This is a genomic window from Stieleria marina (assembly GCA_007741555.1).
GTDB lineage: Bacteria > Planctomycetota > Planctomycetia > Pirellulales > Pirellulaceae > K23-9.
Window position 1 is genome coordinate 7,894,391 of sequence record CP036526.1, and the last position, 15,086, is coordinate 7,909,476.

Genomic DNA, 15,086 nt, shown 5'->3' on the forward strand with positions numbered 1-15,086 from the left:
CCAAGTAGTCCTGCGACGCCGCTGGCAGGACGGTACACCTTATTGCATTGCAGTAAACGCTTATTGCAGATGACGATCGGCAAAGTCCAGGTACTGCTGCCAATCAAAATCCGTCACGTCGTGGCCACCGGTGCGAAGGTGATACCCGATCGTGCCCCCTTTGATCGGCTGATCGGGGGCAACCTTACTGGTTGCAACACCGTCCACACCAAACCCATCCGTCCCCAGCAATCGAAAGACCGGTTCAGCATGAATTTCGGCAAGCAGTTCGCCCTTGGGATCTGCCCACTGATCACCGGTCGCACTGGCGACATAAACCGCTCGCGGCGCGATCAGGGCAATTAATTCGTGCTGGTCGACGGGACAAGCATTTTCGTTTTGATTGTACTGCTTGAAATTAGCATTGAACCAATGCGGAAACGAAGTATTGATGCGCCCGACCGTCTCGCCGATCGCTCGTCGGCTGAGCGCCGCGCCACCGCAACCGGAGTTATTGCTGATGACCATCTTGAAACGTTCGTCCGACGCGCCGGCCCACAACGAAGTCTTGCCTAACCGCGAGTGGCCAAACACGGCGACGCGATCTCCGTCCACCTTGGCATCGTTTTCCAAGTAGTCCAGCGCGCGGCTCAGGCCGTAAGACCATGCCGCAATGCTGCCCCATTTTTCCGCTGCAGGAATGTCTTTGGTTTGATCAGCCATTGCGCCGTGGATTCCGTTTTTGAATCCGTCATCAAAATCGGGGTCGATGTCACCGTAGTAAATCGTGACCAAACCGTATCCCCGATCAATAATTTTTTCGACGGGCCAACGGCTTGACGCCACACCCCGTGCTTTTTCGGTCGCGCGGTTGTCTTTGACGGTTTCGTTTCTTCGATCTCGCACCCAACGGTCACCCAGCGAAATCGCCGGATCCGATTCGATGCTGTGATTGCCCTGAAAATTCAGCCCCAAGAATGCGGCGACCGGTTTGTCTGTCTTGGGTGTATAGATCAGCAAACGCATCGAGTGGGCGTCCGTGGTGTCGCCAAAAAAGACGTCCACCTCACGACGAATCGCTTTCCCGCTGACCGCGTCGTCTTTGGTGCTAACAACCTTGTGCGAAATTTTGCACGCGGCAGGACTACGACCGTAAACATGCTTCTGAAACAAGTCGACGATTTCCGGCCGTCGTGTTTCTTGCCACTGTTTCGCAGTCGTCACGGCTTCTCCCGCCTCGGTCACCAGCGGGTTGGGCAACGTAAACTCGGGGATCTTCGATTCGTCGTAGTTGGCAACGAATTTCTGCGCGTGCAGCTGGGCTTGCAGGAACAAGCAGGCGATCAACAAAAGTGAAACGCGAATCGACATAGTAGGACCTTCAAGGAAGTCGATGGTGGGAAATGCAGGTCAACATTGTAGCCTCCGCTGCTGTGACGATCCGCAACGGAGTCGACTACGAGATCATCGCTATCCGCCGAAATCCGATCGACTACGCTGGCCCCAGTCCGATCGCTCGACGCCATGCACTGAGTTGACCGATGTGCAGCATCACATGGCCGCCGACGTAGAAATCAAACAAGCCGCCCTGGGTGGGGAATTTTCCACGCATCGCTTCGTTGGGATTTTCTTTGGTAAACACGTCATCGGGAGCTTGCTTCAAAGCTTCTACCGCGGCGCCGTACCCGTCAAAGAAAGCTTTTGTAACGACGTCCATCGGAGGGTAGATCGAACCTTCGGTGTCATCGACGCATTGGGCGTCTTTGGAAAACGCCCTCTCAAAATCTTCGCTCGGCTGAAGGCTGCTGGCGTCTTGTCCGCAGCCTTCGACGACGCGGCACGCGTACAAACTGAGGTGGCCGTAAATAAAGGCAGGGTGATTCGACTGGATCACGGTGTCACCGACTTTGGCAAATCGAGCAAACTGCTCGGGGGTGACATCTTTGAGCAAACGTTCGGCGTAACCCAGAGCCAGCTGAGCGGACTCGGCAATCATGGGACCAAAGTTCGACATGTTTGTATCCTTTGTATTTCGATATCAGTTGAATTCTTAGTCACGTTCTTATGCCCAAATCTATACGCCATCCGCCCGCGCAGGCCCACCACCCTAGGTTATCATGAGAGGGACCATTTACCTTGACTTTAAAGGTGCCGTGCGAATGAAACGATTCTCAACCCATTTTGTCGGCTGCCTCCTTGCGGCGATTCTGTGCGCCGGTCTATCGCTGGCCGATGATGTACCTCGCATTCTCTTCTTGACGCAGAGCAAGGGCTTCCAGCACGGGTCCGTCAACCGTAAACAGGGCACGCGTGCGCCAGCCGAACTTGCCATGTTGCAACTCGCCAAAGACAGCGGTGCCTTCAAAATCACCTGCACGCAGAATGCGGAAGCTGACATCACCAAGGAGAATTTGCAAAAGTTTGACCTCGTGGCGTTTTACACTTCCGGAAACCTGCCCATCGCAGACGCCGACTTGGACTACTTACTGAACGATTGGTTGCATCAGAAAGGACACGGTTTCATCGGCTTTCACTCAGCCACGGACACCTACAAAAACCACGAACCGTACTGGGATTTCGTCGGTGGAACGTTCAACGGACATCCCTGGGGTGCCGGATCCAAAGTCACGGTCAAGGTTCACGACACGGAGCACCCCGCGATGATGCCGTTTGGTGATTCGTTTGAAATCCAAGACGAGATCTATCAGTACAACCACTGGCAACCTGAGAAATGCCATGTGCTAATGAGCATCGACATGGCCGCGACACAGACGAAGCGGCCCTACCACGTCCCGATTGCTTGGTGCAAACAAATTGGTCAGGGACGAATGTTCTGCAACAATCTGGGACATCGCGAAGAGACTTGGCAAGACGAGCGTTTCTTGAAATCCGTGTTGGCGGCAGTGCAGTGGGTCAGCGGACAAACCAACGCGGATGCAAAACCCAATCCTGCTGTTTCGGCTGCTCACCATGCGGCGTCGATCAAGGCGGCTCACGCAGCTGGCATCACTCAGGAGCGACTGCAAGCGGAGAAGAAAATCAAAGACGCTAAGCGTGCGGCAAAGAATGCTGCTGACAAAGCAAAGGCAGCGGCAGCAGGCAATTAGCTAGCAGCTGCAAGCCATTGGGCGTCGAAGACAAAAAAACTTGACCGCAGCGCGTGCGCAACAGATAAAAGAAGGGATCGCTTGGCGTTTGCCATGCGACACTTTGCCTTTTGTCGCCACACTTTTGGACGTTTGGTCTGGCGACGCACAACAGGACACTCGCCATGAAACGCAGGAATGCAATTGCGTGCGATGAAGCACGCCTTATCCTCGCTTCGGGTGACCGCCCAATCGATCACCTCGATAGTGACACGCTCGACCGGCATTTAGAAAACGTCTACCTCTTCAAGTTGGGCCTGTACAACTCGTTCGGCGTCGAATTTCGCAGCCAATCGTACACGGCCAAAGCATCAATAGGGCAAACGACCCCTGTTCTCTTCAACTATCTCAGCGAAGTGTTGCCGCTGGTGCAGACGCAAGCCGATCGACTGCCGGTCCGTCGCCTCGCGGCGTACAACAGCCTTGCCGATGCCGCTATCAACTCTTTCTGGGAAATTTTCTATCGATTTCAGCCATTGATTCACCAAGCCGCCAACGCAAATGGTGTCGAAGTCGATAGCCTTGGCAACGTGCTTGGCCGCGCCATCTTGTTGTACGACAAGAGACGAGGGTTCAAGTTCTATAGCTATCTCGACAAAACACTCCGTGAGAGCGTCAAGAATCTTCGCGGCCAAGTCTGCGCGCAGCAGTATCAGCTTCCACAGTCCGCCGGCCGTTTGCTGCCGCTACTCTGGTGGATAGTCGATCAAGAAACACTTCGCCTTGGGCATCGATTGTCGGCCGACGAAAGCGATGCTTTGGTGCTTGATTTCCTGCAGAAACATCCTGCTCGGTTTTCGCATCGCACGATGCAGAAGGTCGCCGATGTGGTCCGCACCGGTACACGCACTTTGTCGTTGGATGCTGGCCTAACTGATCCGTTTGACTCCGAATCGCAGGCCAAGAAAGTCCGTGTTCCGACGCAGACAGATTCCGACTCGCTTGAATCTCAAGACGAATACGAACACACGCTCCGACGAATCGCGGACGCCACCCAAAGGGCTCAGTTCACTAAACGCGAACAAGCGATTCTGCTTCAGCGGCTGGAACTGGCGTACGACCAGAACGTGTACGCGGATGCCGAATCCGAATTGACCGCCGGCAGTTTGCGAAATCGCCGAGCACAATTATTGGTTCGCTTCCTAGCAGCTTTTCATTGCCCCGATGCCAGACGATTTGGGAAGTTCTTGTTGGCCGATCCTGTCGCCTGCAAGCCGTTTCTTGCGCGTGCGATCGACAGCTTGGCGGCGCAGTTTTCGGTCTCCACCAATCAAGTCATCCGTTGCGTATTGAATGATCTTGCTCTGAGCGAAACACCGTACCGAGTTTCTATTACTCAGCGCGGCCAACTGGAAGCGTACTTGCGTGCTCACCCGCATGCTCCGATGACGGCGATCTCCGGCCACCTATTTCACAAACTCAAGGCCGGATTGATCGACCAAGACCGATTGGATTTTCCATGCATCCGCAAATTGTTGTCGGACTAGCGATCTACAATCGCACCAGCACCAATGACGCCGAAGGATACATCGACAATGCAGGCCTGGTCTGTGGATGCCGGTCAACCGCCTGTGACTCTTGGTTAACAGCCGCTTCCGCGATCGCTGTCCCACAATCTGCCAGTCTTGCTTCTTTTTCGTGATAGATTCTCTCGGCAGCGGATAGTCAACACTCAGGAGACCTATGCAGATGGAACCGGAAACGCGTGAAAGCCTGATTGCTCGGTTGCCCGATCACACTGACCGAGCAGCTTGGTATGAATTCGTCGAACTCTATGAACCGTTGATCTACGGCATTGGTCGTCGTCACGGAATGCAACCCGCCGACGCAGGAGACTTAGTCCAAGACGTTCTGGTCGCTGTTGCCAATTCGATCGAAAAGTTTGAGCCCGACAGCCAGCGGGGGCGTTTTCGATCTTGGCTTTTTCGCGTTGCCCGCAATCAATCGCTCCTAAGGCTGCGAAAATTGAAACACCATGTCGCGGGAACCGGCGACAGCGAAGTAGGCCGCATGCTCAGCAATCACGCCAACAACGATCCCGCCGAAACAGAATTTGACGCCGCCTTTCGACGACGCGCCTTTCGCTGGGCTGCGCGGCGCGTCCGCGAAAACGTGAATCCAAAGACTTGGGAAGCATTTTCACGAACCGCGATCGGGGGCGAGTCGACGCAGCAAGTCGCCAAAGAATTGAACATCGAAGTCGGAGCGGTCTATCTCTCGCGAAGCCGCGTGATGGCAAAGCTAAAACGCGCAGTCGAAAATGTCAGCGAAGAAATCTCGATCGCCGTCGCCGACCAAAGCGAGACCCACCATGCCTAAATGCCCAATCGATTTAGTCGATGCCGCCGCGGCCGATCGCTTGGCCGACGACAAAATCAAACCGCTGCAAAAACACCTTACTAGCTGCGTGCGTTGTCGCAGTCGATTGGAATCATCGGCTGCATCGCCGCTCTGGTGGAACGATGCGGCGCGGTTGTTGGACGAAGGCCTGCTGGATGACCCCGGCGCGGACATGGCGGACTCGTCCGCGGCCGATGCCAGATTGTTTGAAGACGACGATCCGCTCGGCGAACTCAAAGCCGCTGGCGTCATCGATTCGCCAAGTCACCCCGAAATGCTAGGCCAGTTGGGTCGCTACGCGATCGAACGTGAAATCGGTTCTGGCGGTATGGGAGTAGTGCTGAAAGGTTTCGATGCCGAGCTAAACCGAACGGTTGCGATCAAGGTTCTGGCACCGCACTTGGCACGCAGTTCCGCCGCACGGCAACGATTCATTCGTGAAGGCCGAGCCGCCGCTGCGGTCGTTCACGAGAACATTGTCGCCATTCACGAAGTCGACACGACCGGCCGGTTGCCCAATTTGGTCATGCACTTTGTCGATGGTGTTTCGCTGCAACGTCACGTCGACACGATCGGTCCGCTACCGGTTTGTGACGCCCTGAGAATCGGCGCACAGAGCGCCGCTGGACTAGCTGCCGCTCATCGCCAAGGCATCATTCACCGCGACGTCAAACCGGCCAACATCATGATTGGCGGTGGAGGCCAACGAGTCTGGATCACTGACTTTGGATTGGCCCGCGCCGTGGATGATGCAAGTTTGACTCGCACGGGATTTATCGCTGGCACACCGCACTACATGTCACCCGAGCAAGCTCGCGGCGGCAGCGTCGGGCCCGTCAGCGACCTATTCAGCCTGGGCGCAGTCATCTACTTCATGTTGGCTGCACGTCCGCCCTGGCGAGCCGAGCGTTCGCTGGCGGTACTGCACCGAATTGTCGAACAGCCGCATCGCCCACTGTGGCAAGTCAATCCAGATGTGCCTCGCGAAGTAAGTGATTTGGTGGATCGATTGCTTTGCAAATCACCTGAAGGTCGCGGCGAATCAGCTGACAAAATCCAAGCTGAACTAGAACAAATGCTCAGCCAGATGCAAAACCCCGATCACCCCCACTCGTTAGTTGGCAGCCAAGTGGAAACCGCAAAGCCCAGCTTCTTTTCGCATCCCGCCTTCGTCGCTCCGCTTACCGCGTTGGTCACCACCATGGCGATTTACATGCTGCTCCCATTGGCGGGTTGGAACCTGTTTGGTTGGAATCTGCGTCCTGAAGCAAATCGAATCAATCGCAATGCAGTCACAATTGCCCCACCCAGAGAGAATGCAATTCACCTAGGCTATGAACGATCCGCTGCGACCAAGCCGGTCGAATCGTTTTCGCAAGATCCTTCGCGGGTGCGACGGCCATCGTTGCAAGCTTCCCAGCAAAACACGTTCAGAACTGGCGACGCGAACGTTAATCGATTCGACGGATTTGGCACACGGTCAGAAACCAAAACGCCATTCGCCAGTACGCCAGGTTTAGTCACGCAGAACTCACCGTCCGCGATCGCGTTGCCACCACCGATGCCCAAGTCGACTAATTTCGATCCACCAAACGCCACACCAATCGTTTCCACCACCAGTGAAATTTCGACGACCAAGGAAACGGTGTGGTCAGAAATCTCGCTGCTAGAAGAACTGCTCCGCGATGCCGAAACCAACTCGCCGTGGACCGTTCACTAGCCGCTGACAAAACTCGAATACAATGCCTTACACTTGCCACACTCAGGAAATCGCCATGAACTCTAGTCATCCTAAGCCCGTCCTGAGATTCGCTTTTGCAGCCGTGATCTCAATTTCATCCGGCGTGTCATTGTTGGCACAAGACGCAACCAGCGAAACTTCACCCTTGAAAGTACCGGAGAAGATAGAACCAGCGGAGTCGGGCGATGCATCCAAGCCCAAACGAGAAGCTGGGACGGTCGACGATCCATTGGCAGGCACACCCGAGGATCAGTCGCCCGAGAAATCGTCGATCAGCGAAGAATGGACAGTCGGCAGATTAAGCGATTTACTAAACGGAAAGGCTGATCCACCCAAGGGTTGGCCAAAAGACCGGTTCGAACTTCGATCAAGACGCGAAGTTACCGTTCGACACTCCGATGGTAAGACTGGTACGCGCCCGGTAGTTGAATCTCAATTAATTGATCCCAAGGAAAAGCAGCTATCATCCGTTCATCGACATGCGATCTGCGTCATGCAGTTCGACGCAGTGATACGTGATCTGCGAAAGGATTTGGACCAAGCAAATGGCGCAGCCGCAGAAACAGAGATTCTAGACGAATTAGCAAAAGCCTATTCAGCGAGGTTCAAAATAGACACTGTCTATCAGGACATCAAAGTCAAGGAAATCGAACAACGCGCTCAAAAATTGCGTGACGAATTGACCGCCCGCGATGAAGCCGAAAAGGCTTGGGTCAAAGCGATGATGACTTTGGCGGAATTGCGCGCCGATGGGATCGAAACGATGCAAACTACGACGAGTGCAGGCGTCGGGGCGCTTCCTTCGATGGCCTATTCACTGAACCGATCTGGCAATCCGGTTGATCAATATGGTCGTCAGCTTGATCGCTCCGGCAACATCATTCGATCTAATCCGAATGTGGCGCCGGTCGAACCCAACACCAATTCTCGTCGTCAATTCCTGGGCACCTCAATCCTGGGCACCTCAAGACCTAAAGCGGCTCAGCCTGGTTTCTCTGCACTTCACACCGATCGACGCTCAGCGACGACTATCTCGCCCAGCTGGAGACCATTGAATCGATCGGATCAGAGTTTGGAGCCGGATTCGGCATTGCGTCCAACTCCGCCAACTCCGCCAACGCCAGCACCGCCAGCACCGCCTCGGTCAAGTGACCCGCGACGTTAACCACGCGCGTCGCCATTTTCTCGCAACCCAAAAGGATACGTAACGGCGTCGCATTTTCCCTTTCCGCGAACGACAGGCCGACGGCGGACCACATGAAATGGCCTGCTCTTGTAAGATTGCTCTGTGTTAGACTACGCCGGAATCAATCCGATTTCGCCTTCTAGATAGACAACTCGATCAAGCCGAGCCGATACGCTGAAGACTCTTGAACGACGATTAGGACTCGGCGCGGTCGTTGCCATCAGCATCAGCGCGATGTTGGGTAGCGGCATCTTTGTGCTGCCCGGACTTGCCGCCGCCAAAACGGGGCCCATGGTTTGGTTGGCCTACTTAGCGGCGGGACTTTGCGTCCTGCCTGCGGCGCTATCCAAAAGCGAACTCGCCACTGCGATGCCGACATCCGGCGGTACCTATGTGTATCTGGAACGCACGTTCGGGCCATTGGCGGGAACAGTTTCTGGCCTGGGCCTGTGGCTGTCTCTGCTACTTAAAAGTGCCTTTGCGCTGCTTGGCTTTAGTGCCTATCTATCGGTTCTATCTCCGGGAATCCCGCCCAAGCCAGTCGCGCTCGCGTTGCTAGCCGCGATTACGTTGCTGAACATCATGGGCGTCAGCGTCATCAGCAAGATGCAGAAAATCGTAGTCGGTGTGGTCATCGTCGCGCTGATTGCGTTAGCGTTGTTGGGTCTGCGAACGATGGACACCGAACTCCTTGCAGGCGGTTTCGCCCAAGGCACTCATGGCTTCATCGCCGCAGCGGCCTTTGTGTATGTCTCGTACGCCGGTGTGACCAAAGTTGCTGCGATTGCCGAAGAAGTAAAAAACCCCGACCGAAATTTGCCGCTTGGCATTTTGATCTCTTGGGTCAGCGTGATGTCGATCTACGTGTTCGTCGTGTTAGTACTGGTAACCAACGTGCCAACCGAGCAATTGACCAACTACAACGGCACCGGAAAACCTGATTTACATCCAATCTATACTCTGACCGTGATCATCGCGGGCAAGACTGCGGGAACCGTCGCCGCGGTCCTAGCCGTGCTAACGATGGTATCGATGGCGATTGCTGGCCTGCTCGCTGCATCGCGTTTCCCATTTGCAATGAGCCGCGATAACTTGCTGCCGCAGAAATTGCGCGAAGTCAATCAGCGATTCATGACACCTGTGTGGTGCATTCTGCTGACATCAACCGTGATGGCAATCAGCATCCTGTTCTTACCTGTCGAACAGATCGCCAAACTGGCCAGTGCGTTCATGATCCTGGCGTTCATGTTTATCTGCGGCACCGTTTTTGTCCTGCGTGAGTATGCTGGCACGTGGTACCAACCGCGTTTTCGCGCACCACTGTACCCGCTGACTCAAATTGTCGGCATCGTCTTAGGGCTGACGCTATTGTCAGCGATGGGCCTGACCAGTTTGGCTGCGATCGCAGGCATCGTTTTGCTGGGCGCTTTGTCCTACGCTTTCTACGGACGCAAATACGCTTCGCAGCGCGGCGTATTCGGAAAGATGGGAAAACGCCGCGAACTCCTTGGTGACAACGAAGCAGCCATTGCTCAAACACTGGGCGAACAGTTGCCTGCCGAAGCCGCCGTTGTGGTGCCACTCTTTGGCAACGAACGTTCCGCGGAAACACTCGTTGAAATGGGTGCAGCCCTGGCGCATGGTCGCAAGCTAGAAGTCCTACATGTCACGCCCGTGCCCGAGCAAATGTACATGGCCGACGCGTTGGCAGACGACAACCAGTCCAATGCACTTCGTCGTCGGATCCACACGATGGCCGATGAAGAAGACGTGCAGTTGGAATACGACACGACCGCAACGCGCGATGTCGTGCATACGATTCACGATGTCGCCAACCGTTTGCACTGCGAATGGGTGGTGATGGAATCATCGCATAAGCGACACCGCGGCATCACTTTTCAAAATCCGCTGGGCTGGCTACAAGATCACTTGCCGTGCAACTTGGCCGTGTTTAAAGACGCCGGCGTACGCTACATCCGACAAATTTTGGTTTGGGCCGAACCCGGACCACACGATTCGTTGGTCGTCGCCACGGCCGATCATTTAGCCAAAATCTACGGCGCAGAATTGAACTTTGTCTGCTTCATCCAAGACAACGAAGAGGCGCACTCATCGCAAGCGCGTGCAGACTACGTCGGTCAATTGATCGACATGTGCGAAGCTCCCAGCAAAGCTGTCATGCTGCATGGCACCGATGAATTGGCCGCGATCGAAAAAGCGACCCAAGACGACGATCTGTTGATCATGGGAGCTCCGCCGGATCGCTCCTTCATTGGTCGCTGGTTCGGAACCCCGAAAGACAAACTGACACGTGACGCGTCCTGCAGTGTGCTATGGTTAAAAACACCTCGCACTCAGACGCATGAATCCTTTGACGTGTCCAACATAACGGTTGAGCGTGAGTTTCATCTTTTTGATCACCTACCGGCGGACAACTTCCATCTGCAACTGAAGACGAGCAAGAAGGAAGAGCTTTTCCGAATGGCAGCGGACTACTTCGCCAAACAATACGGCGACGACATTAGCCCGATCATCATCAGCACGGCGCTTTGGGAACGCGAACAACTGCAAAACACATCGGTGGGCAAAGGCGTGGCGATGCCGCACGCGACGCTTGCACGCGCACCAGCAGGCAAGTCATGTGTCGCCATTTTTTCGACGGAGAAACCAATCGATTACGGTGCCCCCGACAAACAGAAGTGCGATATTTTCTTCTTTACAATCGGACCTTCAAGCGACCGAACGATTCACCTTAAGATCCTGGCAGAGATTTCCAAGTTGTCGCTCAAAACAACGTTATTGGGGGACATTCGTGCCGCGAAAACGTCCGAAGAAGCCACCGCGGCAACGCATCGGTGTTTGGACCAGATTCACGGGGTGTAATCCTTTTCATACACCTCGCGTTGGATTGATCGACCTTCCCGTTTCTTAGGTCGGTGAACTCACCGAGCGAACCGGCCATTCGTCATTCACGACAAAGAGCCGATTTGCTTCTTCGTAGTGACCTCTACTCATCTCAAGTTGGCTGACCAGCACCGGGTGATTGTTTTGCTGGAAATGACGCTCGAGGCAATCGGCTATCCCAGCTTTGCTCATCAGAGAGTCGTCATCGATTGCCGCAATCTCATTTGCCAACCAATGGGGTTTTCGCAAAACACAAAACCGCGAATCGCTCGGTTGATCTTGAAAGCAACGCGTTTCACTCTGGCGAATCCAATTTCCTTGCCCGTGATCAGGTGATAGCTTGGCCGGCAGACTACGGGGAACAGCGTTATTGGGATGATAGAAAATGCGGCCTTTGACGATCGCAATCGTTTGCGTGATGCCGCTAATATGCTGGCGTCCTAATGGAAGCTGATGATCGAACAGTCGCGACATTTTGCGATCGAAAGTGTCGGCAGCGTTGGGTCCGATGAAGTGGCTACCGCCCACGTCCGCATCAGGCGTGTGCAAGTAAAACTTCACTGCTATTTCGAGATGCGTTCGTCGCCCCTGCTCATCTGTATAGAGAAAATCCAGTTCACCGATGGTGCGTTTCACGTCGCGAATTTGCCGCGAGTGTTCTAGATCCGTCACGCCCCGAATTTCCGCCAACCAAAATCGAATCAAGTGCTCGAAATACTTGCCAACGCGACGATTCGGATTGGCTGCAATCGTATGGGCTAGTCGTTCTTGATCAAAATCGCCCCGTTCAAGCGGAGCAACGCCAACCGAATCATTTAGCAACGACGGACTATTGATCGCCCACAGCAAATCATTGACTGCACGCTGGGCATCGGTGGTAGAAATCAAGTGAAGGGACTCCAGCGGATTGGGTGTGCTGATTTCATCGAACCGCCCAATAACACGAATGAAATACTCGTCAAACCGACGGAGTATCGATGTAGATTAACGTCTAGAGGCGGTTTCTGGCGTCGATATATCTCGTCTCACTTGCGACGCTTCGAAAAGGCTAAAATGATGTTCTCATCCACCAGTTTCTTCTCGCTCAGGCTTGACCATGACGTCAGATTTGGACGCCTCGACAGACAACGATCCGATTGATTTGAACGAAGCCTGTGAAATGTTTGGGGGTGACCGGCAGCTGCTTCGATCGATCGTGGAGGCCTTCCTGATGGAAACACCCGGCATGATGAAAACAATTGACGGGTCGCTAGAGTCGGGAGATGCCAAGGCCATCGTGCGAGCCGCTCACACGATGAAGTCCAACTTCAGCAATCTTTGTTTGCACGAAACCGCCAAGCAGTGTCGTGACGTCGAAGACTTCGCCAAGCAGAACAATCTGACCGAAATTAAAAGCAGTTTGGATGCTCTTCAAGTTCGCTTGCAAACAATCGTCAAGCAGTTAGAAGCGTATCTCGCGTCTTGACGTTTACTGCATCGCCGCTTGGACGACCGCTTTACTCTTTTGCAGACCTTCTTTGCAGACCGCTAGAGCATCGCGTTCCCAATACTCTGGATTGAAAAGCTCCAACGAGAACACTCCCGCGAAACCACGGTCCAATAGGCCGCGAATGATTTTCGGAAGTTCACAGACTCCGTCCCCGGGAAACACACGATGCTTGTCGCCGATTTCATTCAGCGGTGGGTCGGACGGATAGTCATTCATGTGGAAGCAGTGCATTCGCGAAGATTCGATCATCGCCAGTCCCGCAAAATCGCTGCCGCCTTTGTAGATGTGATAAAAGTCCGGCAGAACGCACGCACTGTCGTGTTGTGCTCCAGTGGCCACGTAAGCCAATTCGCTAAGCTTGCTGAGCGTTTTGGAGAACCCCCACAATTCTAGCTGCGGGATGACGCCCTCCTGATCGCCGATTTCCAACAATGATCGATAGCGGTCGGCGATCACCGGCAACGGCGGCGAAGCTTGATCGGCCTTGTGAGCACCGATGGGCGGCGCGGCGATGTACGTGCCGCCAATGGCTTTGACCAAGTTCATGTCACGCTTGGCTTGCTCCAACCCTCTGGCCCGTTCTGAGTCGTCATCAGTAATCCAGTTGGCAAACCCGATCGCGCTAACGACGGACAAACCCGCATCGTCGATTTGCTTCTTCAGCGTCGCAAGCTGGCCGCCGTCTTTCACGTACTGTTCGATGTCACGAATCCAAGGTTCGATGCCATCGTATCCGGCCTGCGCGACGACTTCGACTTGCTGGTCGATCGATAATTTTTGACCACGAATGGTACTGGTATTCAGAGCAAAACGAACGGGCATGGCGGGCTGGTCGGTGGGAGTAGCAGCGTTGGAAAGGGAAGGACGGTGGAGGCCGCAAGCCGCCGCAGCGGTGCCGGCAGCAACCAGAAAATCACGTCGGTTGGTCATCAAGTGGGTCTCTCACGCAGAAGGCAGGAAGGATTCAGCAGAGTATAGACCACTTCGTCGCCATGCTCCGCGTCTGAAACGACGATCAGCATAAAACGAGAGCGGGTCTACCTGAGCGATGCCATTCGGAGTGCCTGGTCAGCCGATGCGCCAAAAAGACGCTTGAACTCAGCGGTCGCCAGTCGGCGTAGATTTTCGGATCGCAGATTGCCAATCGCTAAGCGATAACTCGCAAACGACGATGACTGATTGCCCGCGCGATACTCTCTGCGGGCTTGGCGGACCAGCGATTTGCCTTTGCCATCAGGGTCAACTGGTGCAAGCGGGTCGATGCCCAAACGGGCTTCGTTGGCGCGCTGGCGACGCAAGAATTCTTCGGGCGTGCCGCCCAGCAACTGCCGATCGATTTCGGCGTGATCGATGATGTGTACTTTCGCTGTCGCTTGGCTGATACCGTGATCGAAACCACTCGCACGGCTCAGTCCACGACGTGACGAACCACTGGCCGATCGCTTGACGCTGCCCAAGTGTGCCTCCCCACCGTCGGGAACCAGTACGGATCCATCGTAGGAAAAACTAGAAAACGACGGCAGTTGAACCACCGACGGCAACTGTCTCTGTGCAAACGATTGGCCTGACAGCAGTGCTAGAGCGGATACGGTCAGGATCATGAAGCGTGCTGCCGTTAGCATGGGTCTTTGGCCTTCTTCTTTAGCACGTTGTTTGCTTTGCGAACTTTCTTAGCGACCACTTGGCGACAGTAACCCGCGTTGGGATTCTTGCGGAAATAGTCCTGATGATACTCTTCGGCGGGAAAAAACTTCGTCGCAGGTTCCAACTGAGTCACGATCGGGTCGCGAAACTCCGAAGCGATCTTTTTCATGTAAGCGGCCGCGGCGGCCTTTTCGTCGTCATCACGGTAAAAAATACTGCTGCGATACTGAGTCCCCTCATCGGCGCCTTGCTTGTTCAACGTCGTAGGGTCGTGCGTCTTGAAAAACATGCTCAGCAGTTCTTCCAAACACGTTTTGTTTGGGTCGTAATAAATCTCAATGGCTTCGGCGTGATTGGTCAATCCAGTACAAACTTGTTTGTAAGTTGGATTGGGATTTTTGCCGCCGATGTATCCCGACACCACATCATTGACGCCGTCCATCCGCTCGAACACCGCTTCGGTACACCAGAAACACCCGCCAGCGAGAGTGAGCACTTTTTCAGTTTGGGCGGTCGGCTTTGCGTCCGATTTAGCAGGGCTCGTGGTCGCTTCGTCAGCGCTGACTTGGGCGACTGCGAAAAGCGCCAGGGCGACTAGCGGTAAAGTGTAGGAGATTGTTTGAGAGATTTTCATTTTCGGTGACCTTTTGCAAACAC

The 15,086-nt window shown here is 54.5% G+C and carries 13 protein-coding genes; 7 read left to right on the plus strand and 6 right to left on the minus strand.

Going from position 1 to position 15,086, the window contains the following annotated elements:
* Positions 1-60 precede the first annotated feature (60 nt).
* Positions 61-1,350, minus strand: a complete 1,290-nt coding sequence (locus K239x_RS27925; RefSeq protein ID WP_145421834.1) for an alpha/beta hydrolase family protein — start codon at positions 1,348-1,350, stop codon at positions 61-63.
* Between the two features lie 121 nt (positions 1,351-1,471).
* The gene (locus K239x_RS27930) at positions 1,472-1,993 is read right to left on the minus strand and encodes a DinB family protein (RefSeq protein ID WP_145421837.1); all 522 of its coding nucleotides are present in this window, start codon (positions 1,991-1,993) and stop codon (positions 1,472-1,474) included.
* A 145-nt stretch (positions 1,994-2,138) separates the two neighbouring features.
* Between K239x_RS27930 and K239x_RS27935 the strand changes: the two genes are divergently transcribed.
* From K239x_RS27935 to K239x_RS27960, 6 genes are all read left to right on the plus strand, one after another.
* Complete coding sequence (locus tag K239x_RS27935; protein WP_145421840.1) at positions 2,139-3,086, plus strand: ThuA domain-containing protein; 948 nt, start codon at positions 2,139-2,141, stop codon at positions 3,084-3,086.
* Positions 3,087-3,250: 164 nt separating this feature from the next.
* A complete protein-coding gene (locus tag K239x_RS27940; RefSeq protein WP_145421842.1) occupies positions 3,251-4,612 on the plus strand; it encodes a hypothetical protein in 1,362 nt (453 codons plus the stop codon).
* Between the two features lie 196 nt (positions 4,613-4,808).
* Positions 4,809-5,444, plus strand: a complete 636-nt coding sequence (locus tag K239x_RS27945) for a sigma-70 family RNA polymerase sigma factor (RefSeq protein ID WP_145421845.1) — start codon at positions 4,809-4,811, stop codon at positions 5,442-5,444.
* Positions 5,437-7,185 carry a serine/threonine-protein kinase gene (locus tag K239x_RS27950; RefSeq protein ID WP_145421849.1) on the plus strand — a complete coding sequence of 583 codons (1,749 nt, stop codon included), beginning with the start codon at positions 5,437-5,439 and terminating at the stop codon, positions 7,183-7,185. Before K239x_RS27945 ends, K239x_RS27950 begins: the two co-directional genes overlap by 8 nt.
* A gap of 55 nt (positions 7,186-7,240) precedes the next feature.
* On the plus strand, positions 7,241-8,371 hold the full coding sequence (locus tag K239x_RS27955) for a hypothetical protein (RefSeq protein ID WP_145421852.1): 1,131 nt from the start codon (positions 7,241-7,243) through the stop codon (positions 8,369-8,371).
* A 255-nt stretch (positions 8,372-8,626) separates the two neighbouring features.
* The gene (locus tag K239x_RS27960; protein ID WP_145421855.1) at positions 8,627-11,275 is read left to right on the plus strand and encodes an amino acid permease; all 2,649 of its coding nucleotides are present in this window, start codon (positions 8,627-8,629) and stop codon (positions 11,273-11,275) included.
* Positions 11,276-11,320: 45 nt separating this feature from the next.
* Here the strand turns inward: K239x_RS27960 and K239x_RS27965 are convergent, their stop codons facing one another.
* Complete coding sequence (locus K239x_RS27965) at positions 11,321-12,184, minus strand: DUF1853 family protein (RefSeq protein ID WP_419189476.1); 864 nt, start codon at positions 12,182-12,184, stop codon at positions 11,321-11,323.
* Between the two features lie 208 nt (positions 12,185-12,392).
* Here K239x_RS27965 and K239x_RS27970 point away from each other — a divergent pair, with 208 nt between their 5' ends.
* Positions 12,393-12,761 carry an Hpt domain-containing protein gene (locus K239x_RS27970; protein ID WP_145421861.1) on the plus strand — a complete coding sequence of 123 codons (369 nt, stop codon included), beginning with the start codon at positions 12,393-12,395 and terminating at the stop codon, positions 12,759-12,761.
* 3 nt (positions 12,762-12,764) lie between these two features.
* Here the strand turns inward: K239x_RS27970 and K239x_RS27975 are convergent, their stop codons facing one another.
* The 3 genes from K239x_RS27975 to msrA form a co-directional block, all read right to left on the minus strand.
* Positions 12,765-13,715 carry a sugar phosphate isomerase/epimerase family protein gene (locus tag K239x_RS27975; RefSeq protein ID WP_145421864.1) on the minus strand — a complete coding sequence of 317 codons (951 nt, stop codon included), beginning with the start codon at positions 13,713-13,715 and terminating at the stop codon, positions 12,765-12,767.
* 107 nt (positions 13,716-13,822) lie between these two features.
* Positions 13,823-14,407 carry a hypothetical protein gene (locus K239x_RS27980; RefSeq protein ID WP_145421867.1) on the minus strand — a complete coding sequence of 195 codons (585 nt, stop codon included), beginning with the start codon at positions 14,405-14,407 and terminating at the stop codon, positions 13,823-13,825.
* The gene (msrA, locus tag K239x_RS27985) at positions 14,401-15,063 is read right to left on the minus strand and encodes a peptide-methionine (S)-S-oxide reductase MsrA (protein WP_145421870.1); all 663 of its coding nucleotides are present in this window, start codon (positions 15,061-15,063) and stop codon (positions 14,401-14,403) included. The genes K239x_RS27980 and msrA overlap by 7 nt, the downstream gene beginning before the upstream one ends.
* Positions 15,064-15,086: the final 23 nt, after the last annotated feature.